We start from the raw sequence: 22,640 nt of genomic DNA on the forward strand, positions 1-22,640 counted from the left end.
GCGGAAACGACCCCGACACCCTCGACACCGACACCGCCTGTTGGGCGCGCGCGGGCCGGCCCGCACCGCCGCGCAGAGCTGGTCCAGCTCGTGGAGTCCCGGTTGCGCGACGTGTGGGAGCAGGCCCTGGCCCCCCTGCCCGCCCTGCTGGCCGAGTCCGCCGACCCGGCCGCCCCCAGCGGGGTGGCGCTGGCCTGCGTGGGCTCGCTGGCCCGCCGCGACTGCGGGCCGGCCAGCGACGTCGACCTCGTGCTCCTGCACGACGGCCGCCGCCTGGGCGCCGACGACGTCGCCGCCCTCGCCGACCGCGTCTGGTACCCGCTGTGGGACCAGGGCCTGCGCCTGGACCACTCGGTGCGCACGGCCAAGGAGTGCCGCGAGGTGGCCGCCGCCGACCTGGCCGCCGCCACCGGCCTGCTGGACCTGCGCGTGGTCGCCGGTGACCGGGGCCTGGTGGCCCGCACCCGCGGGCAGCTGCTGGACGACTGGCGCGCGGGCGCCCGCCGCCGCCTGCCGCAGGTGCTGGACGCCCTCGCGGAGCGCTCGGCGCGCTTCGGCGAGCTGGCCTACCTGCTCGAACCCGACCTCAAGGAGGCCCGCGGCGGGCTGCGGGACGCCGTCACGCTGCGCGCGCTGGCCGCCAGCTGGCTCACCGACCGCCCGCACGGCCCCGTCGACGAGGCCCACACCGTCCTGCTCGACGTCCGCGACGGGCTGCAGACCTCCTCCGGGCGCCCCGGCGACCGCCTCGTGCTCGCCGAGCAGGACGCCACCGCCGTCGTGTGCGGGTACGCCGACGCCGACCTGCTGCTCGCCGCCGTCGCCCAGGCCGCGCGCACCATCGCCGCGGCCGTCGACGTCACCACCCGCCGCGCCCGCCAGTCCGTGCCCAGCCGCCGCTTCCGCGCCGCCGGCCGCCGCCCGCGGCTGCGCTCGCTGGGGCACGGCCTCGTCGAGCACGACGGCGAGGTCGTCCTCGGCGCCGGTGCCGAGCCCGCCTCGGACCCCTGCCTGCCGCTGCGGGCGGCGGCCACCGCCGTGCGCGCCGGCCTGCCGCTGTCGCCGGTGACGCTGGAGCACCTCGTCAGCACCTGCCCGCCGCTGCCCGAGCCGTGGCCGCCCGCGGCGCGCGAGTCGCTGCTGGAGCTGCTGGCCAGCGGGCCCGCGCAGGTGCCGGTGTGGGAGTCCCTGGACCTCGTGGGCCTGGTGCCGCGCTGGATCCCCGAGTGGTCCGGCATCCGCAACCGCCCCCAGCGCAACGCCGTCCACCGCTGGACCGTCGACCGCCACCTCATCGAGACCGCGGTGGCCGCCGCGCCGTTCCTGCGCGACGTCGAGCGCCCCGACCTGCTGCTGCTGGCCGCGCTGCTGCACGACCTCGGCAAGCTGCCCGGTGCGCAGGACCACGCCCGCACCGGCGCGCCGCTGGCCCGCGCCGCCTGCCGGCGCATCGGCCTGGACGCCGACGACGTCGCCGTCGTGGAGCGGCTCGTCGCCGAGCACCTGACGCTGGTGGACCTGGCCACCCGCCGCGACCCCGACGACCCGCGGACCGTCGCCGCCCTCGTCGAGGCCGTCGACGGCCGCGCCCCGGTGCTGGACCTGCTGCGGGCGCTCACCGAGGCCGACGCGCGGGCCGCCGGGCCGGCCGCCTGGTCGCCCTGGCGCGCCCGGCTCGTCGACGACCTCGTCGCCCGCGCGGCCAAGAGCCTGCGCGGGGAGCAGGCGCCCGGCCCGGCGCCCTTCGACGAGCAGGAGCAGGCGCTGGCGGCCGCGGTCGCCGCCGACGGGCGCACCCGCGTCGGCGTCCGCGAGGTCGACGGCTTCTTCGTCGTCACCGTCGTCACCCCCGACCGCACCGGGCTGTTCGCCGACCTGGCCGGGCTGCTCGCCGGGCACCGCCTGCTGGTGCGCTCCGCGCTGGTGCGCACCCTCGCCGGGGTGGCCGTGGACTCGTGGTGGGTGGAGTCGCCCACCGGCGAGGCCCCCTCGGCGCAGCTGCTGCGCACCGCCCTGGAGCGCATCGTCGCCGGCGACGTGGCGCTGCTGGAGCGCCTGGCCGCCCGCGACGCCCAGACCCCGCGGCCCAGCGGCGGCGTGCGCTCGCTGGTCGCGCACCCGCGCATCGTCATCCTGCCGGGGGCCTCCGAGCGCGCCACCGTCCTGGAGGTGCGCGCCGCCGACCGGCCCGGGCTGCTGCACGCGCTGGGCCGGGCGCTGGCCAGCGAGCGCATCGACATCCGCTCCGCGCACGTGGCGACCTACGCCGCGCAGGCCGTCGACGTGCTCTACCTGGCCGAGCCGTCGGGGGAGCGGCTGTCCCCGCCGCGGGTCGCGATCGCCATCCAGGTGCTCTCCGACGCCGCCGAGGTGCCGAGCTGAGGCTCGGGGCGCCGGGACGGGTGGTGGGCCCGGTTAGGCTGTGACCGTGTTCGCCACGCTCTCCGACCGCCTCACCGCCACCTTCAAGTCGCTGCGCGGCAAGGGGCGGCTGTCCGAGGCCGACGTCGACGCGACCGTCCGCGAGATCCGCCGCGCGCTGCTCGACGCCGACGTCGCGCTGCCCGTCGTGCGGGAGTTCACCCAGCGCGTGCGCGAGCGCGCGACCGGGGCGGAGGTGCAGCAGAACCTCAACCCCGCCCAGCAGGTCGTCAAGATCGTCAACGAGGAGCTCGTCGGGATCCTCGGCGGCGAGACCCGCCGGCTGCGCTTCGCCAAGAACCCGCCCACCGTGATCATGCTCGCCGGCCTGCAGGGCGCCGGGAAGACGACGCTCGCGGGCAAGCTCGGGCGCCACCTCAAGCACAACGGCAACCGCCCGCTGCTGGTGGCCTGCGACCTGCAGCGCCCCAACGCCGTCAACCAGCTGCAGATCACCGGCGAGCGCGCCGGCGTCGACGTCTTCGCCCCCGAGCCGGGCAACGGCGTGGGCGACCCCGTCGCGGTGGCCCGCGCCGGCCTCGAGCACGCCCAGCGCCAGCACTACGACGTCGTCGTCGTCGACACCGCCGGCCGCACCGGCGTGGACGCCGAGATGATGCAGCAGGCGGTCGACATCCGCGACGCCGTCTCGCCCGACGAGGTGCTCTTCGTCCTCGACGCGATGGTCGGCCAGGACGCCGTCGCCACGGCCGAGGCGTTCCGCGACGGCGTGGGCTTCGACGGCGTCGTGCTCACCAAGCTCGACGGCGACGCCCGCGGTGGTGCCGCCCTGTCGGTGCGCCACGTCACCGGCCGCCCGGTGATGTTCGCCTCCACGGGGGAGAAGCTCGACGACTTCGAGCTGTTCCACCCCGACCGGATGGCCTCGCGCATCCTGGACATGGGTGACGTCCTCAGCCTCATCGAGCAGGCCGAGAAGGCCTTCGACGCCGACCAGGCGCAGGCGATGGCGGCCAAGTTCGCCGCCGACGAGGACTTCACCCTCGACGACTTCCTCCAGCAGCTGCAGGCCGTGCGCAACATGGGCTCGCTGAAGAAGATGCTGGGGATGCTGCCGGGCATGGCGCAGATGCGCCAGCAGCTGGACGCCTTCGACGAGCGCGAGTTCGACCGCATCGAGGCGATGGTCCGCTCGATGACGCCGCTGGAGCGCCGCCGCCCGCGCATCATGAACGGCTCGCGCCGCGCCCGCGTGGCCGCCGGCTGCGGGCAGAGCGTCTCCGCCGTCAGCGACATGCTCGAGCGCTTCGGGCAGGCGCAGAAGATGATGCGCCAGCTGCGCAAGGGCATGGGCGGCGGCGGCCTGCCCGGCATCCCGGGGATGCCCGGCGTGCCCGGCGCGGCCGGCTCCAAGAAGCAGAAGGCGCGCGTCGCGGCCGCCCAGCGCTCCAAGAAGGGCAAGAGCGGCAACCCCGCCAAGCGCGCCCAGCAGGAGCAGGAGGCGGCCACCCGCGCCGCCGTCGCGCCCGCCGAGGGCGGGTCCGCCTTCGGGCTGCCGGACCCCCAGCAGGGCTTCGACCCCGCCGACCTGAACCTGCCCAAGGGCTTCGACAAGTTCCTCGGCGGCCGCTGAGCGCACCGGCCGCGCGGGGGCTGCCGTGGACGTCCTGCACCTGGGCGGGCCGCTGCTCGTCGGCCCCGGCGAGGTCGTCGGCCAGGCGTGGGTGCTCGGCGGGCGGCTGACCTTCGAGCGGCCCGCGGGCGCGTCCACGACGCGGCTGGACGGCTGGGTGCTGCCCGGCCTGGTCGACGCCCACTGCCACGTCGGCATCGGGCCCACCGGCGAGGTCGACGACGCCACCAGCGAGGCGCAGGCGCGCACCGACCGCGACGCCGGTGCCCTGCTGCTGCGCGACGCCGGCTCGGCCTCGCAGACCCGCTGGATCGACGAGCGCGAGGACCTGCCGCGCATCGTGCGCGCGGGCCGGCACCTGGCCCGCACCCGCCGCTACCTGCGGGGGCTGGCGCACGAGGTCGAGCCCGAGGACCTCGTGGAGCACGTGCGCGTGCAGGCCCGTCGCGGGGACGGGTGGGTCAAGCTCGTCGGCGATTGGATCGACCGCTCCCGCGGCGACCTGGCGCCGTGCTGGCCCGTGGACGTCCTCGCCGCCGGCGTGGCCGCCGCCCACGAGCTGGGCGCGCGCGTCACCGTCCACCAGTTCGGCGAGGAGGGGGTCGAGGACCTGCTCACCGCGGGGGTGGACGGCATCGAGCACGGCACGGGGATCACGGCGGCGACGCTGACCGCGGTCGCGGCCGCCGGGGTCGCCGTCGTGCCGACGCTGGTGAACATCGCCACCTTCCCGGGCATCGCCGACCGGGGCGAGGCGAGGTTCCCGCGCTACGCCGCGCACATGAGGGCGCTGCACGAGCGGCGGTACGAGAACGTCGCCGCGCTGCACGCGGCGGGGGTGCCGGTCTTCGCCGGCACCGACGCCGGCAGCGTGCTGCCGCACGGCCTGGTGGTCGACGAGCTGCACGAGCTCGTCGCCGCGGGCCTGTCCCGCACCGCCGCGCTCGACGCCGCGACCTGGGCCGCCCGCCGCTGGCTGGGCCACCCGGCGCTGGCCGAGGGGGCCAGCGCCGACCTGCTCGTCCTCGACGGCGACCCCCGCGCGGACCTGGGCGTGCTGCGCCGCCCGCGGGTGGTGCTGCGCGGGCGCCTCGTGCACGGCTGACGGGCGCTGCGCGGGGCCGGCGAGCTCGGTGTCGAGACGGGTGCGCGACCTCTGGCACAATGCTGGGTGCACTCGAACGTCCAGGGACCCTCTCACCCCGGTCGTCCGCGTCCTTGAGTCCCACCTCTCGGCGTCCCCACACCGAGCGGTGTCCACTCGCCAGATGAGAACCGGGAGACACCCCACACCGTGGCTGTCAAGATTCGCCTGAAGCGCATGGGCCAGATCCGCGCGCCGCACTACCGCATCGTCGTCGCCGACTCGCGCAACAAGCGCGACGGTCGCGCCATCGAGGAGGTCGGGATCTACAACCCGATGACCCACCCCTCGACGATCGAGGTCAAGTCCGAGCGCGTGCAGTACTGGCTCGGTGTCGGCGCGCAGCCGACCGAGCAGGTCGCCGCGCTGCTCAAGGTGACCGGTGACTGGCAGAAGTTCAAGGGCCTGCCGGGTGCCGAGGGCACCTACCAGGTCCCCGCCGCCAACACCAAGGCTCCGCGCATCCCCGCCGGTGGCTCCGCCAAGGCCGCGCAGGCGCCGGCCGAGGCTCCCGCCGAGGCGGAGACCCCGGCCTCGGAGTCCTGACGAGGTGCTCGCGGACGCCCTCGAGCACCTCGTGCGCGGCATCGTCGGGCACCCCGACGACGTGCGCGTGACGTCCAAGGCGTTGCGCCGCGGGTCGCTGCTCGAGGTCCGCGTGCACCCCGAGGACCTCGGCCGCGTCATCGGCCGGGCCGGGCGCACGGCCAAGGCCCTGCGCACCGTGGTCGGTGCGCTGGCCGGTGGCAAGTCGGTCCGCATCGACCTCGTCGACGTCGACCGCCGCTGACGCCGCAGTCCACCCGGAGCGCCGGGGTCGCCAACATGCGACCCCGGCGCTCCGGCGTTCCCCCTACCCCTGGAGCACCCGTGGAGTACGTCGTCGCCCGCATCGGCCGCCCGCACGGCGTGCGCGGCGAGGTGACCGTCGAGGTCCGCACCGACACCCCCGACGAGCGGTTCGCGCCCGGCGCCGTGCTGCGCAGCGAGCCCGGCGGCGAGCGGCTGACCGTGGAGTCGGCCCGCTGGCACAACGGCACCCTGCTGCTGGTCTTCGCCGAGGTCGCCGACCGCGGCGCGGTCGAGCAGCTGCGCGACCGGCTGCTGCTCGTGGACGTCGACGAGGACGCCGGCGTCGCCGAGGAGGACGACGCTTGGTACCCGCACCAGCTGCGGGGGCTGGCCGCGGTCGCCGTGGACGGCACGGCGCTGGGCACGGTCGCCGACCTGCTCACCGGCAACGCCCAGGACGTCCTCGTCGTCACCGGCACCGACGGCGAGGAGGTGCTCGTGCCCTTCGTCACCGCGCTCGTGCCCACCGTCGACGTCGCCGGCGGGCGCGTGGTCCTCGACCCGCCGGGCGGGCTGTTCCGCGAGCTGCCGGGCGAGCGGGTGCCCGGGGACGAGGGCTAGTGCGCATCGACGTCGTCACGATCTTCGGCGAGTACCTGCAGCCGCTCTCGCTCTCGCTCATCGGCAAGGCGCAGGCGCAGGGCCTGCTCGAGGTGCGGGTGCGCGACCTGCGCGAGCACACCCGCGACCGCCACCGCACGGTCGACGACACCCCCTACGGCGGCGGCGCCGGGCTGCTCATGAAGCCGGAGCCGTGGGGCGAGGCCCTGGACGCCGTCCTCGCCGACCCACCCGCGGCCCTGACCGCGGACGCCGCCGAGCGCGGTCCGGTGCTGCTGGTGCCCAGCCCCGTCGGCGAGGTGTTCAGCCAGCGGCTGGCCGTGGAGCTGGCCGCCGAGCCGTGGCTGGTGTTCGCCTGCGGCCGCTACGAGGGGATCGACGCGCGGGTGGTGGAGCACTACCGCACCCGGATCCGGGTGCGGGAGGTCTCCCTGGGCGACTACGTCCTCAACGGCGGGGAGGTGGCCGTGCTGGCCATCACCGAGGCCGTCGCCCGGCTGCTGCCCGGGGTCGTCGGCAACGCGGCGAGCCTGACGGAGGAGAGCCACGCCGCCGAGCACGACGGGCTGCTGGAGCACCCGGCGTACACCAAGCCGGCGAGCTGGCGGGGGCTGGAGGTGCCGGCGGTGCTCTCCAGCGGCCACCACGGCGCCGTGGAGCGCTGGCGGCGCGACGAGGCGCTGCGGCGCACCGCGCGCCGGCGCCCGGACCTGCTGGCGCGGCTGGACCCCTCCCGCTGCGACGCGGCCGACCTGGCCGTGCTGGCCGCCGAGGGCTGGGTGCCCGCCGCCGGCGGATTCCGCCCGGCCGCCGCCGCTGTGGCAGACTGATCCGCTGACACCACCAACCAGCCGTGACGGCCGGTGACCGCTGCCCACGGGCAGTGGCGGACGCGCCTGCCACAGGGGGCGCTCCGGCCGGGAGCACCGTCACGGGCCCAACGCCTGCATCGATGACCTGTGGCGTCGACAGGGGAGAAGAGCGAGAGCCATGCACGTGCTCGACAACGTCGACGCAGCCAGCCTGCGCACCGACGTCCCGGAGTTCCGCGCCGGTGACACCCTCAAGGTCCACGTGAAGGTCGTCGAGGGCAACCGGTCCCGCGTCCAGGTCTTCCAGGGCGTGGTCATCCGCCGCACCGGCGGCGGCGTCCGCGAGAGCTTCACCGTCCGCAAGGTCAGCTTCGGCGTCGGCGTGGAGCGCACCTTCCCGCTGCACACCCCGATCATCGACAAGATCGAGGTCGTCACCCGCGGTGACGTCAAGCGCGCGAAGCTGTACTACCTGCGCGACCTGCGCGGCAAGGCCGCCAAGATCAAGGAGCGCCGCGACACGACGGCGCCCCGCGGCTGACAGCAGCAGTCCCGCACGAGCCGGGTCCCGCACCGCGGGGCCCGGCTCGTGCGCGTCCGGGCCGTGTCGCCCGGCCCCGCGCCGACGACGCCGCTTAGAGTGTCCCGGCCGCACCCCGGCGAGGACCACGAGGCAGGAGTTCCGTGACGACCACCCAGCCGTCGCCGACCGCCGGGCGCGCCCGCTCCCGCGGTGCACGGGCGGTGCTCGTGCTCGCCCTGGCCCTGCTGCTCGCGCTGCTCGTGCGCAGCTTCGTCGTGCAGACGTTCTCCATCCCCTCGGACTCCATGCAGCCGACCCTGCGCTCGGGGGAGCGGGTGCTGGTCTGGCGCGCGGGCGCCTCCGAGGTGCGCCGCGGCGACGTCGTGGTCTTCGACGGCACCGGCACCTTCGCCGACGCCCCGCCGCCGCCGCAGGGGCTGGCCCGCCTCGGCGACGCCGTCGCCTCGCTGCTGGGCTTCCGGCCCGGGGAGACCGACTACGTCAAGCGCGTCGTGGGCCTGCCCGGGGAGCGCATCACGTGCTGCGACGAGCAGGGCCGCCTCCTCGTGGACGGCCGGCCGCTGGCGGAGCCGTACCTGCAGCCGGGGGAGGCCCCCAGCGACGTGCGCTTCGACATCGAGGTCCCCAGTGGCAGGCTGTGGGTGATGGGCGACCACCGCAGCGACTCCGTCGACTCCCGCTCCCACCTCGGCTCGCCCGGCGGCGGCACGGTCTCGGTCGACGACGTCGTGGGGCGGGTGGTCGCCGTGACCTGGCCGCTGCGGTCGGTCGGCGCGGTCGAACGGGGGAGCGGTTCGTGAGCACGGATCCCGACGCGGACGCGTCGGCGCAGGAGCAGCCGCCCGCCCCGCGCCGGTCCCCGGCCGGCGGGGTGCTGGGGGCGGTCAAGGAGACCGTGCTGGTGGTGGCGGTGGCCCTGGTGGTCTCGCTGGTGGTCAAGACCTTCCTGCTGCAGGCCTTCTTCATCCCCTCGCAGTCGATGGAGCAGACCCTCGACATCGGCGACCGCGTCGTCGTCAGCAAGCTGACGCCCGGCCCCTTCGAGCTGCACCGCGGCGACGTGGTCGTCTTCTCCGACCCCGGCGGCTGGCTCACCCCGAGCGCTCCCGCCCAGCGCGGGCCCGTCGGCACGGTCGTCGCGGAGGCGCTGACCTTCGTCGGCCTGCTGCCGGAGGACTCCGACGACCACCTCATCAAGCGGGTGGTCGGCCTGCCCGGCGACCGCGTGGCCTGCTGCGACGCCTCCGGGCGCATCACCGTCAACGACACCCCGGTCGACGAGAGCGCCTACCTCTTCCCCGGTGCCCAGCCCAGCGAGCAGGCCTTCGACGTCGTCGTGCCCGAGGGCGAGCTGTGGGTGATGGGCGACAACCGCGCCGAGTCGGCGGACTCGCGCTACAACCGCGACAAGCCCCACGGCGGGTTCGTGCCCGTGGACCTGGTCGTCGGGCGGGCGTACGCGGTGGTGTGGCCCGTGGGGCACTGGGACTGGCTGAGCACTCCCGACGACTTCGACGACGTCGGCGGCGCCTCGGGGACCGGGTGACGACCCCCGCCCGCCCCGGCACCCGCCGGCCCGCGTCGACCCCGCCGTCGCTGCGCCTGGAGCGCCGGCTGCTGCGCGCCGGGCACCGGCTGGTCGCCGGCATGGACGAGGTGGGCCGCGGCGCCCTCGCCGGGCCGGTCAGCGTCGGGGTGGTCCTCGTCGACGCCGCGACGACGACCGCGCCCACCGGGCTGCGCGACTCCAAGCTGCTGACGCCCGCGGCCCGCGAGGCCCTCGCGCCGAAGGTGCGCCGCTGGGCGCTCTCCTGGGCGGTGGGCCACGCCGAGCCGGCGGAGATCGACGCCCTCGGCATCGTGGCCGCCCTGCGGCTGGCGGGGCGGCGGGCGCTGGCCCAGCTGCCGGAGCAGCCGTCGGTGCTCGTCCTCGACGGCAACCACGACTGGCTCAGCGACCCCCGCGAGCCCTCGCTGCTCGACGAGCTGCAGGCGCCGGTGCTGCCCTGCCCCGCTCCGGCGGTGACCACCCGGGTCAAGGCGGACACGACGTGCGCCGCCGTGGCGGCCGCCAGCGTGCTCGCCAAGACGACGCGGGACGCGCTCATGGCCGAGCGCCACGAGGAGCACCCGCACTACGGCTGGGCGGGCAACAAGGGCTACAGCGCGCCGGAGCACCTGCAGGCGCTCGGGCTGCACGGCAGCTGCCCGCAGCACCGCCGCAGCTGGCGCCTGCCCGGGCTGGCGGTGCCGACGCCCCGGCAGGACACCGGCGCGCGGGCCGAGGCGGCTGCCGACGCCGGTGGCGCGCGGAAGGCATGATGGGCACGTGAGCGCCGAGGACCTCGAGAACTACGAGACCGAGATGGAGCTGCAGCTCTACCGGGAGTACCGGGACGTCGTGTCGCTCTTCTCCTACGTGGTCGAGACCGAGCGGCGCTTCTACCTGGCCAACTCGGTCGACCTGCAGGTGCGGACGGCCGACGGCGAGACGTACTTCGAGGTGAACCTGCACGACGCCTGGGTCTGGGACGTCTACCGCCCCGCCCGCTTCGTGCGCGACGTGCGGGTGGTGACGTTCAAGGACGTCAACGTCGAGGAGCTGCAGAAGCGCGACATCGAGGTCCCCGACACCCCCGAGCTGCGCGACCGCTGACCCGGCTCCATCCACGGAGCGGATGGGCCCATCGGTAACGCTCCTGGCCCCGCCGTCGATGGAGGGGGTGGGACGCGCCCCAGTACCGGGGGGTCGACGGGGCGCGTCCCCACCCGCACCCCCACCCGCGTCGCCGCCGTCCGCACAGCCGCACCGGTGCGCCCCTGCGTCCACAGGACGCCGCGGCCGGCGCCGACGACCCGCGCCGACCGGCCAGCCTCCTGCGTGGAGGTGGTGCGCGTGCGCGCGAAGGACGCCGTGGGGCGGTACGGGGAACGGGTGGCCGCGCGGCTGCTGGCGGAGGCCGGCATGGCGGTGCTGGAGACGAACTGGCGCTGCCGCTCCGGCGAGGTCGACATCGTCGCCCGCGACGGCGACTGCCTGGTGCTGTGCGAGGTCAAGACCCGCCGCAGCGGCCGGGCCGGCAGCGCCCTGGAGGCGGTCACCCCCCGCAAGGTCGGCAGGTTGCGGGGCCTGGCGGCCGAGTGGCTCCGGGCGCACCCGGAGGTGTCCCCGCCGCGCGTCCGCCTCGACGTGGTGGCCGTGACCGTCGCCGAGCGGGGCGCGGCCCGCGTCGAGCACGTGCGGGGGGTCGGCTGATGCCCCTGGCCCGCGCCCTCGCCGTCGGCCTGGTCGGCCTGGAGGGCCACCTGGTGCAGGTGGAGGCCGACATCGCCGCCGGCCTGCCCGCCTTCGTCCTCGTCGGCCTGCCCGACGCCTCGCTGCACGAGGCCAAGGACCGCGTGCGCGCCGCCGCGGCCAACTCCGGCTGCCCGCTGCCCCAGCAGCGCATCACCGTCAACCTGTCCCCGGCGACGCTGCCCAAGACCGGCTCGTCCTTCGACCTCGCGGTCGCCGTCGCCACGCTGACGGCCGCCGGCGTCCTGCCGGCGGAGGCGTCCGCGGACGCGGTCCACCTGGGGGAGCTGGGGCTGGACGGCAGCGTGCGCGCCGTCGACGGCGTCCTGCCCGCCGTGCTGGCGGCCGCGCGCGCCGGGGTGCAGCGCGTGGTGGTGCCCGAGGCCACGGCCGAGGAGGCCGCGCTCGTGCCCGGCGTGCACGTGCGGGGGGTGCGCTGGCTGGCCGAGCTCGTCGCCGACTACCGCGGCGACCCGCCGCCGCAGCTGCCGGAGGCGCCCCGCGCCTTCACCCCGCCCGAGCGCCCGGGCAGCACCGCGGCGCCGGACATGGCCGACGTCCTCGGCCAGGGCGAGGCCCGCTTCGCCCTGGAGGTGGCCGCCGCGGGTGCGCACCACCTGCTCATGAGCGGCCCGCCCGGGGCTGGCAAGACGATGCTGGCCGCCCGGCTGCCGGGGCTGTTGCCCGACCTCGACGAGGACGCCGCGCTGGAGGTCACCGCGGTGCACTCGGTGGCCGGTGCGCTGCGCGGGCGCGCCGGGACGGCGCTGGTCACCCGACCGCCCTACGAGGACCCCCACCACACCGCCTCGGTCGCCTCCGTCGTCGGCGGCGGCAGCGGGGTGCCCCGCCCGGGAGCCGTCTCCCGCGCGCACCGCGGCGTGCTCTTCCTCGACGAGGCGCCGGAGTTCGAGACCCGCGTGCTGGAGGCCCTGCGCCAGCCGCTGGAGCAGGGTGAGCTGGTGCTGCACCGCGCCCGCGGCACCGCCCGCTACCCGGCGAGGTTCCAGCTCGTGCTGGCCGCCAACCCCTGCCCCTGCGGGCGGGCCGTCGGCAGGGGGCTGGAGTGCACCTGCAGCCCGCAGGCGCGCCGCCGCTACGCGGCCAAGCTGTCCGGTCCGCTGCTGGACCGGGTCGACGTGCAGGTGCACGTGCAGGCCGTCACGCGCGCCCAGGTGGCCGAGGCGGGTGCGGGGGAGCCCACCGCCCTCGTGGCGGCCCGCGTCGCCGCCGCCCGCGAGGTCGCCGCCCGGAGGCTGGCGCCGCACGGCCTGCGCACCAACGGCGAGCTGCGCGGTCCGCTGCTGCGCGGTGCGCTGCGCTTGCCCGCGCCCGTCACCGCCGACCTCGAGCGCGCGCTGGAGCGCGGCGCCCTCACGCTGCGCGGGGTGGACCGGGTCCTGCGGCTGGCCTGGACGGTCGCCGACCTGCGGGGTGCGCCCGCACCGGGCCGCGACGACGTCGGCCGGGCGCTGGCGCTGCGGGGCGCCGCGGCGGCCGCGGGGGCGGCCGCGTGAGCGCCCCGGCGCTCCCGCCCGCGCTGCGCCCGGCGCTGGAGGACGAGCGGCTGGCCCGGGCGGCCTGGAGCCGGCTGGCCGAACCCGGGGACGCCGCGGCCGCCCAGCTGGTCGCCGAGGTGGGGGCCGCCCTCGCCCTGGAGGCCGTCGTCACCGGCCGCGGACCGCAGCGCTGGCGGACCCGGCTGGAGCACGTCGACCCGGCCGCCGACCTCGCCGCGGTGCGGGCCGCCGGCGGCCGGCTGCTCGTGCCCGGTGACGACGAGTGGCCGCAGCAGCTGACCGACCTGGACCGCGCGCCCGCCACCGGCGGCCGCCCGCTCGGAGCGCCGTTCTGCCTGTGGGCGCGCGGCCCGGCCGACCCGGCCGCCGCCGGCGCGCGCAGCGTCGCCCTCGTCGGGTCGCGGGCGTGCACCGCCTACGGCGAGCACGTCGGCGCCGAGCTGGCCGCCGGGGTGGCCGACCGCGGGTTCACCGTCGTCAGCGGCGGCGCCTTCGGCATCGACGCCGCCGCCCACCGGGCGGCGCTCGCGGTGGGCGGCACGAGCGTGGCCGTCCTGGCCTGCGGGGTGGACCGCGCCTACCCGCCCGGGAACGCGGCGCTGCTGGCCCGCCTGGCCGAGCGCGGCGCGCTCGTCAGCGAGGTGCCGCCGGGTTCCGCACCGACGCGCTGGCGCTTCCTGGAGCGCAACCGCCTGATCGCCGCGCTCACCGGCGGCACCGTCGTGGTGGAGGCGGCCTGGCGCTCGGGGGCGCTGTCGACGGCCGACCGCGCCGAACGGCTGCTGCGCCCGGTGGGGGCCGTCCCCGGTCCGGTGACCTCCCCGGCCTCCGCCGGCTGCCACCGGCTGCTGCGCGAGCGCGGGGCGGTCTGCGTGACCGGCGCCGACGAGGTCGCCGAGCTCGTCGGCTCCCTCGACGCCGACGTGCTCGCGCCGCGCACCGGTGAGCGGCGACCGCTGGACGGCCTGGACCGCGAGGAGCTGCGGGTGGCCGAGTGCCTGCCGCGCCGCGGCGGTGCGGACCTGGAGCGGCTGGCGCGCGATGCCGCCCTGGAGGTCGCCACCGTGCAGGCGGTGCTCGGCAGGTTGCGGCTGTCGGGACTGGCCGTGCGCGGCGAGGACGGCTGGCGGCGCGGGGTGTGAGGTGGAAAACCGTTGGGGCAGCGGGCGTCGCGCGGGTAGCGTCGATCCCCGTGCCTGCCGCCGGAACGCGGCCGCAGGACGTGAGGGGAAGGGGAGAGCCGTGGAGAGGCTGAACGACAAGCTCGTCAACTGGGCGTCCGTCCTGGAGGAGGGCACCCGGCGCCAGGCCGAGCTCGCGTCGACGATGCCGTTCATCCACCCGCACATCGCCCTGATGCCCGACGCCCACCTGGGCAAGGGGGCGACCGTCGGTTCGGTCATCCCCACCGACGGGGCGATCGTCCCCGCCGCCGTCGGGGTCGACATCGGCTGCGGCATGATCGCGCTGCGCACGCAGTTCACCGCCGACGACCTCGCCGGCCGGCGGCTGTCGGTGCTGCGCGAGTCGATCGAGCGCAGCGTCCCGCTGTCGGCGGGGGCGGCCAACCGCCGCGTCTCGGCCACCGCGCAGCCGAGGGTGGAGGAGCTGGAGGCGCTGCACCCCGAGCGCGCGGCGTTCCGCGAGCAGCTGGTGCCCCGCTGGCGGCTGGCGCTGGGGACGCTCGGCTCCGGCAACCACTTCATCGAGGTGTCGGTCGACGAGACCTCGGCGGTCTGGATCTTCCTGCACTCCGGTTCGCGCGGGCCGGGGAACCGGCTGGCGATGCACCACATCCGCATCGCGCAGGACGTCTGCGCCCGCGCGGGGGTGCAGCTGCCCGACCGGGACCTCGCCCACCTCACCGAGGGCACCGCGGAGTTCGACGACTACGTGGCGGACCTGCAGTGGGCGCAGCACTTCGCGCTGCTCAACCGCGAGGAGATGGTGGACCGGGTGGCGCGGCAGCTCTCGGAGTTCCTCGGGACGCCCGTGGTCGAGCAGGAGCGCATCAACTGCCACCACAACTACACCGCCCGCGAGGAGCACTACGGCCGGCAGGTGTGGCTGTCGCGCAAGGGCGCCATCCGCGCCGACGCTGGCCGGCCGGGGCTCGTGCCGGGGTCGATGGGCACCGCGAGCTACGTCGTCGTCGGCAAGGGCAACCGCGAGTCGCTGAACTCCTCCCCGCACGGGGCGGGGCGCGAGTACAGCCGGTCCGCGGCGCGGCGCACCTTCACCCGCGAGCAGCTGCGGGAGGCGATGCGCGGCATCGAGTACCGCGACACCGACGCCTTCCTCGACGAGATCCCGGCCGCGTACAAGGACATCGACCGGGTCATGGCCGACGCCGCCGACCTCGTCGAGGTCCGGCACGTGCTGCGCCAGCTCGTCAACGTCAAGGGCGACTGAGCCCGCACCCGGCGGCTGCCGGACCGGTGCACCGGGGCGACCCGGTGCACCGGCCCGGCACCGCCCGGCACCGCCCGGTTCCTGCGCGGTGCCTCGCACCGCGCGGCGCGGGAGCCCCCGGTGCGCGCCGTCACGGGGCCCGCGGAGGCGGGGTGGCGTCGTCGGCGGGAGCCCTCCGCCGGGGCGCCGGGGGACCGCGGGGGGCCCTGGGGGACCTCGTGCGGTCCGCGTCGTGCGGCAGCGGTGCCCGTGCTCGACGGAGGAGTCGACTCTCGTAGCGTACGGGAGTCGGCTCGTCACGCTACGCTGTCGAGGACGCAGACGTACACGCACGTCTCCGTGGAACGGTCGCGGAGATCGCACCGGCAGGTCCGTCCCCGGGCCTGGCGGCCGGGGGGAGGACCACTGTGGATGCAGCAGCGGGGCGCGAGCGCGCGGCCACCGCGCCGTCGGAGCGCGTCCAGCCCGACCTGCGCATCGTCGAGGGCGCCGGCACCACGGCGGGCGCGCCGGTCGCGGACACGGTGGTCGCGGACCCGGTCGAGGAGGTCCGCCCCGCCGGCCGGCCGCAGGCCAACGCCCGCTTCACCAGCCGCAAGGGTCCCTCCACGCCCGAGCAGGAGGAGGCCGAGGCCGCCCTGCGGGCCATGTGGGAGGACTTCAAGGCCACCGCCGACCCCGTGGTCCGCGAGAAGCTGATCATGCACTACTCCCCGCTGGTCAAGTACGTCGCCGGCCGGGTGGGCGTCGGGCTGCCCCCGAACATCGAGCAGGCCGACCTGGTCTCCTACGGGATCTTCGGCCTCATCGACGCGATCGAGAAGTTCGACATCGAGCGCGCCATCAAGTTCGAGACGTACGCCATCTCCCGCATCCGCGGCGCCATCATCGACGAGCTGCGGGCCATCGACTGGATCCCGCGCTCGGTGCGCAGCAAGGCCCGCGAGGTCGAGCGCACCTACGCCACCCTCGAGGGCGAGCTGCACCGCACCCCGACCGAGGCCGAGGTGGCCGAGCGCATGGGCATCGCGCTGACCGACCTGCACCACATCTTCAGCCAGGTCTCCTACGTCAACGTCGTCGCCCTCGACGAGCTGCTCAGCGTCTCGGGGGAGAAGGGCGACAAGCTCTCCCTCGTCGACACCCTCGAGGACACCAAGGCCGAGGACCCGGTCGCGGCGTTCGAGAGCGAGGAGACGAAGTTCCTGCTCTCGCGGGCCATCAACCAGCTGCCCGAGCGGGAGAAGATCGTCGTCACCCTCTACTACTACGAGGGCCTGACCCTGGCCGAGATCGGCCGCGTGCTCGGCGTCACCGAGTCGCGCATCTGCCAGATGCACACCAAGGCCGTCCTGCAGCTGCGCGGCAAGCTCTCCGACGCGGGCTGACGCCGCCCGGCGCCGGCCCGCGCGGTGCGCGCGGGCCCGTCACGGCCGCCCCAGCGGCAGCAGCACCGGCGCGCCGCCCCGCAGCCGGGCGAGCGGGTCGAGGTAGTCCTCACCGCGCCGCAACCCCAGGTGCAGGCAGGTGGGCGCGCAGTGCCGCGGGGCGGCGGCCACCGCCCCCAGCACGCCGGAGCGCTGCACCACCTGCCCCGCGGCGACGGCGGCCACCACCGGCTCGTAGGTCGTGCGGCTGCCGTCGGCGTGGGCCACGACGACCACGCCGCGCCCCGCCACCGGACCGGCGAACGCCACCGACCCGGCCGACACCGCGAGCACCGGCTGACCCGCCGCCGCGGCCAGGTCGAGCCCGCGGTGACCGGCGGCGTAGCGGCCGACCTCGTCGTGGCCGCGCAGCACCTGCGGCACCGGCGACAGCGGCCAGCTCCAGCGCGCTGCGGCCGGTGGTGCGGGCGGGCCCACGTCCCCCGGCGCCGGCGGCGCGGGAGCGGCCACGACCGCCGCGGCGACCAGGCCGGCGGACAGGCCGGCGGACAGGCCGGCGGACAGGGCTCCGAGGGACCACGCCGAGGAGGGCACCGCCGCAGCGTGGCCACGGGCCCTGCGCGGTGCGGGGCGCGGCCGGCCGGGTGTGGACGCGGCAGGTGGCGGCGCCGCTGTGCGGACCGCGCGGGCCCCTCGTGCCAGGGTGGCCGCGTGCCCGCACCGCTGCCCGGCCCACCCCCCGGCCCCGCGCCCGCGCCCGCGACCCGGAGCGTGCCCCGCCCCCTCCTCGTGGTCGTCTGCGGGCTGCCCGGTGCCGGCAAGAGCGCCCTCGCCGACGCCCTCGGCCGGGCGCTGCCCGCCCCGGTGCTGTCCGTCGACCCGGTCGAGGCGGCGCTGTGGCGTGCCGGGATCGGGCGCGAGCAGCCGACCGGGCTCGCCGCCTACGCCGTCGCCCAGGAGCTCGCCGGCAGGGTCCTCGCCCTCGGGCAGGCGGTCGTGGCCGACGCCGTCAACGACGCGCCGCAGGCGCGGGCGGCCTGGGCGGACCTCGCGCGCACCCGCGGCGCCCGCTGCCGCTTCGTGGAGGTGCGCTGCCCCGACGAGCAGCTGCACCGCCGGCGCCTGGAGACCCGCGTGCGCGACCTGGACGGCTTCCCCGAACCGGCCTGGGAGGCGGTGCAGCGCCGCCGCGCCGCCTTCGCGGACTGGACCGGCGAGCGCCTCGTGGCCGACAGCCGGCGCCCGCTGCCCGAGCTCGTCAGCGAGGTCCTGGCCGACCTGGCCGAGCCGGCCCGGCCGCTCCACCCGGCCGACCCCGCCGACCCCGCCGACCCGGTGACGAGCCCGCCGCCGCGCAGCTGACGCACGTCGTCGTCCACGGCCGCGCGGCCAGGCGCTCGGCGGCGATCGGCCGGCCGCAGCGCTCGCAGCGCCCGAAGCCCGGCTCGTCGAGGCGGGCGAGGGCGTCGGTCAGCTGCACCAGCCGCTCGCGGACCTGGGCGAGCACGGCCGCGACCTGGGCGCGCTCGAACGCCGTGGTCGACCCCTCGGGATCGTGCTCGTCGTCGGCGGTCCCCTCCGCGGCGGCCTCGAGGGCGCTGGCGAGCTCGCGCTCCAGGGCGCGCTCGCGCTCGCGGGCCTGCGCCCGCTCGGCCTCCAGCGCCGCGCGCAGCTCCCCGCCCCCGCTCACCGCGCGCTCACCGCCGATCACCGCGGCCGCAGCGCCTGCAGGCGCTGCACCGCCTCCTGCAGGACGGCGTCGGACTTGCAGAAGGTGAAGCGCACCAGCGGGCGCACCGCCTCGGCCGCCGGGGAGCCCTCCTCGCAGAAGGCGGACAGCGGGACGCCGACGACCCCGGCGAGCTCGGGCAGCCGCCGGCACAGGTCGGTGCCGTCGTCGTGGCCCAGCGGTCGCGGGTCGGCCACGACGAAGTACGTGCCCGCGGGCACCGACACCCCGAAGCCCGCCGAGCGCAGGCCCTCCACCAGCAGGTCCCGGCGCCGCTGCAGGTCGGCGGCCAGCCCCCGGTAGAAGACGTCGGGCAGCGCCAGCGCCGCCGCCACGGCCGGCTGGAACGGCGCCGCGTTGACGTAGGTGAGGAACTGCTTGACGGTGCGCACGGCCGCCACGAGCTCGGCGGGGCCGCTGACCCAGCCGACCTTCCAGCCCGTGACCGAGAACGTCTTGCCCGCCGAGGAGACGGTGAGCGTGCGCTCGGCCATGCCCGGCAGCGTCGCCACCGGCACGTGCGCCGCGCCGTCGAACACGAGGTGCTCGTAGACCTCGTCGGTGAGCACCACCGCGTCGGCGGCGACGGCCAGCCGGGCGACCTCGGCGACGGCCGCGGCCGGCAGCACCGTGCCGGTGGGGTTGTGCGGGGTGTTGAGCAGCACCAGCCGGGTGCGCTCGGAGAAGGCCGCCCGCAGCGCGGCCGCGTCCACGGCGAAGCCGCCGGCCCCGTCGGGCACCAGCGGCACCGAGCGCTGCACCGCGCCGGCGAGGGCGATGACGGCGGCGTAGGAGTCGTAGGCGGGCTCGAGCACCACGACCTCGTCGCCCGGCTCGCACAGCGCGAGCACGCTCGCGGCGATCGCCTCGGTGGCCCCGGCCGTCACGAGCACCTGCGTGCCCGGGTCCAGGTGCAGGCCGTAGAAGCGCTCCTGGTGCGCGGCGACGGCCTCCAGCAGGGCACCGACCCCGGTGCCGGGCGGGTACTGGTTGGCGCCGGAGCGGATCGCGGCGACCGCGTCGTCGAGCAGGGAGGCGGGGCCGTCGGCGTCCGGGAAGCCCTGGCCGAGGTTGACGGCGCCCGTGCGCAGCGCCAGGGCGGACATCTCCGCGAACACCGTGGGCCCGAAGCGCCGCATCCGCCGCACCACCGGCGGGCTCCACCGCGCGGCGGGTGCGGAGCCCGGCGCGGAGGCCGGCGCGGGAGCCGGGGACGGGGCCGGCGAGGGGGTGCCGGGAGCGGGCGACGCGCCGCGGTCGAGACCAGTGCTCACGACCCGTAGACTACGAGTGCACCTCGTGCGCGCCGATCCCGGCGCACGCGGGTGACACCGCGTCCCCGCAGTCTGCGCAGCAGGGCAGCACCCTCTCGGTCCACCCGGTCCTCCGGGTGGTCGGGTGCGCCGGGGACCAGGCGCGGCGGGCCGACCGGCCCGCGGCGGGAAACCGATCGGCCCCGACCGCGGGGCCGGCACGAGGAGGACCACCCATGGCCGTCGTGACGATGCGCCAGCTGCTCGAGTCCGGTGTGCACTTCGGGCACCAGACCCGTCGCTGGAACCCCAAGATGAAGCGCTTCCTGTTCACGGAGCGCAACGGCATCTACATCATCGACCTGCAGCAGTCGCTGTCGTTCATCGACCGCGCCTACGACTTCGTCAAGGAGACCGTCGCCCACGGCGGCTCGATCCTGTTCATCGGGACGAAGAAGCAGGCCCAGGAGTCGATCGCCGAGCAGGCCCGCCGCGTCGGGATGCCCTACGTCAACCAGCGCTGGCTGGGCGGCATGCTCACCAACTTCTCCACCGTCTCCAAGCGGCTCACGCGCCTGCGCGAGCTCGAGGAGGTCGACTTCGACGACGTGGCCGGCTCCGGCCTGACGAAGAAGGAGCTCCTCGTCCTGCGCCGCGAGAAGGAGAAGCTGGACAAGACCCTCGGCGGCATCCGCGACATGGCGAAGGTCCCCTCCGCCGTGTGGATCGTGGACACCAACAAGGAGCACCTGGCCGTCGACGAGGCCAAGAAGCTGAACATCCCCGTCGTCGCGATCCTGGACTCCAACTGCGACCCGGACGACGTGGACTACCGCATCCCCGGCAACGACGACGCGATCCGCTCCGTCACGCTGCTGACGCGGGTCATCGCCGACGCCGTCGCCGAGGGCCTGCAGGTCCGCCACGGCCAGCGCACCGAGGCCGGCTCCGACGCCGCCGAGCCGCTGGCCGCCTGGGAGCAGGACCTGCTCGCCGGCAGCGAGAACATCCAGTCCGGCGGCTCCGAGTCGACCGCGACCGTCGAGGCCGCCAGCCGCCCCGAGGCCGCCGCGGCCGCCGCCGCGACCGGCCAGGACGCCGAGGCCGTCGCGCTCTCCGGCGACGAGCCCACCGAGTCCGAGGCCCCGTCGCAGACCGTCGGCGCCTCCACCCAGGCCTGACCGGACGGACGCCTGGAGACGCCCCGGGCCGCGAGGCCCGGGGCGTCCGCACGTCCGGCTCAGGACGTCGACCACCGCTTTCGAAGCTGACGAGAGGAACGACCGTGGCTGCGTACACCGCCGCTGACGTCAAGGCGCTGCGCGAGAAGACCGGCGCCGGCATGCTGGACTGCAAGAACGCGCTCGTCGAGGCCGAGGGCGACGTCGAGAAGGCCATCGAGCTGCTGCGCATCAAGGGCCAGAAGGGCGTGGCCAAGCGCGAGGACCGCGACGCCTCGAACGGCCTGGTCGCCGTGCACACCGACGGTGGCCTCGGCGTCATGGTGCAGCTGAACTGCGAGACCGACTTCGTCGCCAAGAGCGAGGGCTTCGTCACCCTGGCCCAGCAGGTGCTGGACCAGGCCGTGGCCGTGGCCGCCACCGACGCCGAGTCGCTGCTGGCCTCCGACCTCGGCGGCCGCACCGTCCAGCAGCTGCTGGACGAGGCGAACGCCACGATGGGCGAGAAGATCCTCGTCCCGCGCGTGGCGCGCATCGAGGGCACCCACGTGTCCTCGTACCTGCACCGCACCGCGACCGACCTGCCGCCCACCATCGGCGTGCTGGTCGCCCTCGACACCGCGAACGAGGAGATCGGCAAGGACGTGGCGATGCACACCGCCGCGATGAGCCCGACCTACCTCACGCGCGAGGAGGTGCCGGCCGAGAAGGTCGAGAGCGAGCGCCGCATCGCCGAGGAGACCGCCCGCGAGGAGAACAAGCCCGAGGCGGCGATGGCGAAGATCGTCGAGGGCCGCGTGAACAGCTTCTTCAAGGACAACGTCCTGCTGGAGCAGCCGTTCGCCAAGGACCCCAAGACGACCATCACCAAGCTGCTGGCCGGGGCCGGGGTGCACGTGACCGCCTTCGCGCGCTTCCGCGCCGGCGCCTGAGACGTCCTGGACGGGGCGGGGAGACCACGGTCTCCCCGCCCCGTTCGCGCGTCCAGCGCCCCCTCGCGGCCCGGCCCCGCCCGGTGCGGCCGCACGTCCGGACCAGCCCGCCGCGAGCGGGCGCGACCGGCGCGCGCCGGGTGCGGCACACTGCCCCGGACCCCTGTGAGCACAGCCACCCCCACCGACAGCGAGGAGCCCCCCGCGTGAGCGAACCCAGCCTGACCGTCGACCTGGAAGCCGGCACGGTCGAGCCGGCCCCCGCCTACCGGCGGGTCCTGCTGAAGCTGTCGGGGGAGTTCTTCGGCAACGGCCACGTCGGTGTCGACCCCGACGTCATCGCCCAGGTCGCCCGGGAGATCGCCAGCGGGGTCAAGCAGGGCGTGCAGGTCGCCATCGTCGTCGGCGGCGGCAACTTCTTCCGCGGCGCCGAGCTGTCCCAGCGCGGCATGGAGCGCAGCCGCGCCGACTACATGGGCATGCTGGGCACGGTCATGAACGCCCTCGCCCTGCAGGACTTCCTCGAGCAGGCCGGTGTCGACACCCGCGTGCAGACGGCCATCACGATGGGCCAGGTCGCCGAGCCGTACATCCCGCGCCGGGCCATCCGGCACATGGAGAAGAACCGCGTGGTCATCTTCGGCGCCGGCGCCGGCATGCCCTACTTCTCCACCGACACCGTGGCGGCCCAGCGCGCGCTGGAGGTGCGCGCCGACGCCGTCCTCATGGCCAAGAACGGCGTGGACGGCGTCTACACGGGCGACCCGCGCAAGGACCCGACCGCCACGAAGATCGACACCATCAGCTACGCCGAGGCGCTGCGGCAGGGCCTGCGGGTGGTCGACACGACGGCCTTCAGCCTCTGCATGGACAACGGCCTGCCGATGGTCGTCTTCGGCATGGAGGGCCAGGGCGTGGCGCGCGCGCTGCGGGGTGAGAGGATCGGCACGCAGGTGATCGCGGGCTGAGGCGCCCGCGGCCCGCGCTGCGGGACCGCGGAGC

Annotated in this window: 24 protein-coding genes; 21 read left to right on the top strand and 3 right to left on the bottom strand. The window is 76.2% G+C overall.

The genetic code is table 11. The features are described 5' to 3' along the window. Positions 1-90: 90 nt before the first annotated feature. The 17 genes from ACRYM2_RS15600 (at position 91) to whiG (ending at position 16,543) form a co-directional block, all read left to right on the top strand. A complete protein-coding gene (locus ACRYM2_RS15600; RefSeq protein ID WP_432523335.1) occupies positions 91-2,382 on the top strand; it encodes a [protein-PII] uridylyltransferase in 2,292 nt (763 codons plus the stop codon). A 46-nt stretch (positions 2,383-2,428) separates the two neighbouring features. Then, positions 2,429-4,015 carry a signal recognition particle protein gene (gene ffh, locus ACRYM2_RS15605; protein ID WP_432523336.1) on the top strand — a complete coding sequence of 529 codons (1,587 nt, stop codon included), beginning with the start codon at positions 2,429-2,431 and terminating at the stop codon, positions 4,013-4,015. Between the two features lie 25 nt (positions 4,016-4,040). Continuing rightward, a complete protein-coding gene (locus ACRYM2_RS15610) occupies positions 4,041-5,120 on the top strand; it encodes an amidohydrolase family protein (RefSeq protein ID WP_432523337.1) in 1,080 nt (359 codons plus the stop codon). Positions 5,121-5,309: 189 nt separating this feature from the next. Further along, positions 5,310-5,705, top strand: coding sequence for a 30S ribosomal protein S16 (gene rpsP, locus ACRYM2_RS15615; RefSeq protein ID WP_166616792.1), 396 nt, complete (start codon positions 5,310-5,312; stop codon positions 5,703-5,705). Between the two features lie 4 nt (positions 5,706-5,709). Next, positions 5,710-5,949, top strand: coding sequence for an RNA-binding protein (locus tag ACRYM2_RS15620; protein ID WP_166616793.1), 240 nt, complete (start codon positions 5,710-5,712; stop codon positions 5,947-5,949). An 80-nt stretch (positions 5,950-6,029) separates the two neighbouring features. After that, positions 6,030-6,572, top strand: coding sequence for a ribosome maturation factor RimM (rimM, locus tag ACRYM2_RS15625; protein ID WP_432523339.1), 543 nt, complete (start codon positions 6,030-6,032; stop codon positions 6,570-6,572). Continuing rightward, on the top strand, positions 6,572-7,402 hold the full coding sequence (gene trmD / locus ACRYM2_RS15630; protein WP_432523341.1) for a tRNA (guanosine(37)-N1)-methyltransferase TrmD: 831 nt from the start codon (positions 6,572-6,574) through the stop codon (positions 7,400-7,402). The genes rimM and trmD overlap by 1 nt, the downstream gene beginning before the upstream one ends. A gap of 160 nt (positions 7,403-7,562) precedes the next feature. Beyond that, positions 7,563-7,925 (top strand): 50S ribosomal protein L19, encoded by a 363-nt coding sequence (rplS, locus tag ACRYM2_RS15635; protein ID WP_432523342.1) that lies wholly within the window; start codon positions 7,563-7,565, stop codon positions 7,923-7,925. Between the two features lie 143 nt (positions 7,926-8,068). Then, a complete protein-coding gene (lepB, locus tag ACRYM2_RS15640; protein WP_432523343.1) occupies positions 8,069-8,728 on the top strand; it encodes a signal peptidase I in 660 nt (219 codons plus the stop codon). Next, complete coding sequence (gene lepB, locus ACRYM2_RS15645) at positions 8,725-9,474, top strand: signal peptidase I (RefSeq protein WP_432523344.1); 750 nt, start codon at positions 8,725-8,727, stop codon at positions 9,472-9,474. The genes lepB (ACRYM2_RS15640) and lepB (ACRYM2_RS15645) overlap by 4 nt, the downstream gene beginning before the upstream one ends. After that, entirely contained in the window at positions 9,471-10,250 is a 780-nt protein-coding gene (gene rnhB / locus ACRYM2_RS15650) for a ribonuclease HII (protein ID WP_432523345.1), read from the top strand. The genes lepB (ACRYM2_RS15645) and rnhB overlap by 4 nt, the downstream gene beginning before the upstream one ends. 7 nt (positions 10,251-10,257) lie before the next feature. Further along, positions 10,258-10,584, top strand: a complete 327-nt coding sequence (locus tag ACRYM2_RS15655; protein ID WP_432523346.1) for a DUF2469 domain-containing protein — start codon at positions 10,258-10,260, stop codon at positions 10,582-10,584. A 240-nt stretch (positions 10,585-10,824) separates the two neighbouring features. Beyond that, complete coding sequence (locus ACRYM2_RS15660) at positions 10,825-11,184, top strand: YraN family protein (RefSeq protein WP_432523348.1); 360 nt, start codon at positions 10,825-10,827, stop codon at positions 11,182-11,184. Further along, positions 11,184-12,740: a YifB family Mg chelatase-like AAA ATPase gene (locus ACRYM2_RS15665; RefSeq protein ID WP_432523349.1), complete on the top strand. Its 1,557-nt coding sequence runs from the start codon at positions 11,184-11,186 to the stop codon at positions 12,738-12,740. The genes ACRYM2_RS15660 and ACRYM2_RS15665 overlap by 1 nt, the downstream gene beginning before the upstream one ends. Then, the gene (gene dprA, locus ACRYM2_RS15670; protein WP_432523350.1) at positions 12,737-13,885 is read left to right on the top strand and encodes a DNA-processing protein DprA; all 1,149 of its coding nucleotides are present in this window, start codon (positions 12,737-12,739) and stop codon (positions 13,883-13,885) included. The genes ACRYM2_RS15665 and dprA overlap by 4 nt, the downstream gene beginning before the upstream one ends. A gap of 100 nt (positions 13,886-13,985) precedes the next feature. Next, positions 13,986-15,155 (top strand): RtcB family protein, encoded by a 1,170-nt coding sequence (locus ACRYM2_RS15675; RefSeq protein ID WP_432523351.1) that lies wholly within the window; start codon positions 13,986-13,988, stop codon positions 15,153-15,155. Between the two features lie 524 nt (positions 15,156-15,679). Continuing rightward, the gene (gene whiG, locus ACRYM2_RS15680) at positions 15,680-16,543 is read left to right on the top strand and encodes an RNA polymerase sigma factor WhiG (RefSeq protein ID WP_432523367.1); all 864 of its coding nucleotides are present in this window, start codon (positions 15,680-15,682) and stop codon (positions 16,541-16,543) included. A gap of 39 nt (positions 16,544-16,582) precedes the next feature. On the opposite strand, the gene ACRYM2_RS15685 is transcribed toward whiG, so the two are convergent. Further along, positions 16,583-17,137 (bottom strand): peptidoglycan DD-metalloendopeptidase family protein, encoded by a 555-nt coding sequence (locus ACRYM2_RS15685; protein ID WP_432523352.1) that lies wholly within the window; start codon positions 17,135-17,137, stop codon positions 16,583-16,585. A gap of 177 nt (positions 17,138-17,314) precedes the next feature. Here ACRYM2_RS15685 and ACRYM2_RS15690 point away from each other — a divergent pair, with 177 nt between their 5' ends. Beyond that, positions 17,315-17,905: a P-loop nucleotide/nucleoside kinase family protein gene (locus ACRYM2_RS15690; RefSeq protein WP_432523353.1), complete on the top strand. Its 591-nt coding sequence runs from the start codon at positions 17,315-17,317 to the stop codon at positions 17,903-17,905. Here the strand turns inward: ACRYM2_RS15690 and ACRYM2_RS15695 are convergent. Then, positions 17,802-18,233 carry a TraR/DksA family transcriptional regulator gene (locus tag ACRYM2_RS15695; RefSeq protein WP_432523354.1) on the bottom strand — a complete coding sequence of 144 codons (432 nt, stop codon included), beginning with the start codon at positions 18,231-18,233 and terminating at the stop codon, positions 17,802-17,804. The two genes, ACRYM2_RS15690 and ACRYM2_RS15695, sit on opposite strands and share 104 nt — an antisense overlap. A 17-nt stretch (positions 18,234-18,250) precedes the next feature. After that, complete coding sequence (locus tag ACRYM2_RS15700) at positions 18,251-19,546, bottom strand: pyridoxal phosphate-dependent aminotransferase (RefSeq protein WP_432523355.1); 1,296 nt, start codon at positions 19,544-19,546, stop codon at positions 18,251-18,253. 215 nt (positions 19,547-19,761) lie between these two features. On the opposite strand from ACRYM2_RS15700, the gene rpsB reads away from it, so the two are divergent. The 3 genes from rpsB (at position 19,762) to pyrH (ending at position 22,606) form a co-directional block, all read left to right on the top strand. Further along, positions 19,762-20,706, top strand: a complete 945-nt coding sequence (gene rpsB, locus ACRYM2_RS15705) for a 30S ribosomal protein S2 (protein WP_432523356.1) — start codon at positions 19,762-19,764, stop codon at positions 20,704-20,706. Positions 20,707-20,810: 104 nt separating this feature from the next. Further along, complete coding sequence (gene tsf / locus ACRYM2_RS15710; protein ID WP_432523358.1) at positions 20,811-21,638, top strand: translation elongation factor Ts; 828 nt, start codon at positions 20,811-20,813, stop codon at positions 21,636-21,638. 206 nt (positions 21,639-21,844) lie between these two features. Then, positions 21,845-22,606 carry a UMP kinase gene (pyrH, locus tag ACRYM2_RS15715; protein ID WP_420814531.1) on the top strand — a complete coding sequence of 254 codons (762 nt, stop codon included), beginning with the start codon at positions 21,845-21,847 and terminating at the stop codon, positions 22,604-22,606. Positions 22,607-22,640: the final 34 nt, after the last annotated feature.

The organism is Kineococcus aridisoli (assembly GCF_050871885.1).
In the GTDB taxonomy this organism is placed as follows: domain Bacteria; phylum Actinomycetota; class Actinomycetes; order Actinomycetales; family Kineococcaceae; genus Kineococcus.

Bases quoted from the DNA above. Each gene is read 5' to 3' on its own strand.
- rplS (WP_432523342.1), top strand. From the start codon at position 7,563: ATGCACGTGCTCGACAACGTCGACGCAGCCAGCCTGCGCACCGACGTC.
- ACRYM2_RS15665 (WP_432523349.1), top strand. From the start codon at position 11,184: ATGCCCCTGGCCCGCGCCCTCGCCGTCGGCCTGGTCGGCCTGGAGGGC.
- rpsB (WP_432523356.1), top strand. From the start codon at position 19,762: ATGGCCGTCGTGACGATGCGCCAGCTGCTCGAGTCCGGTGTGCACTTC.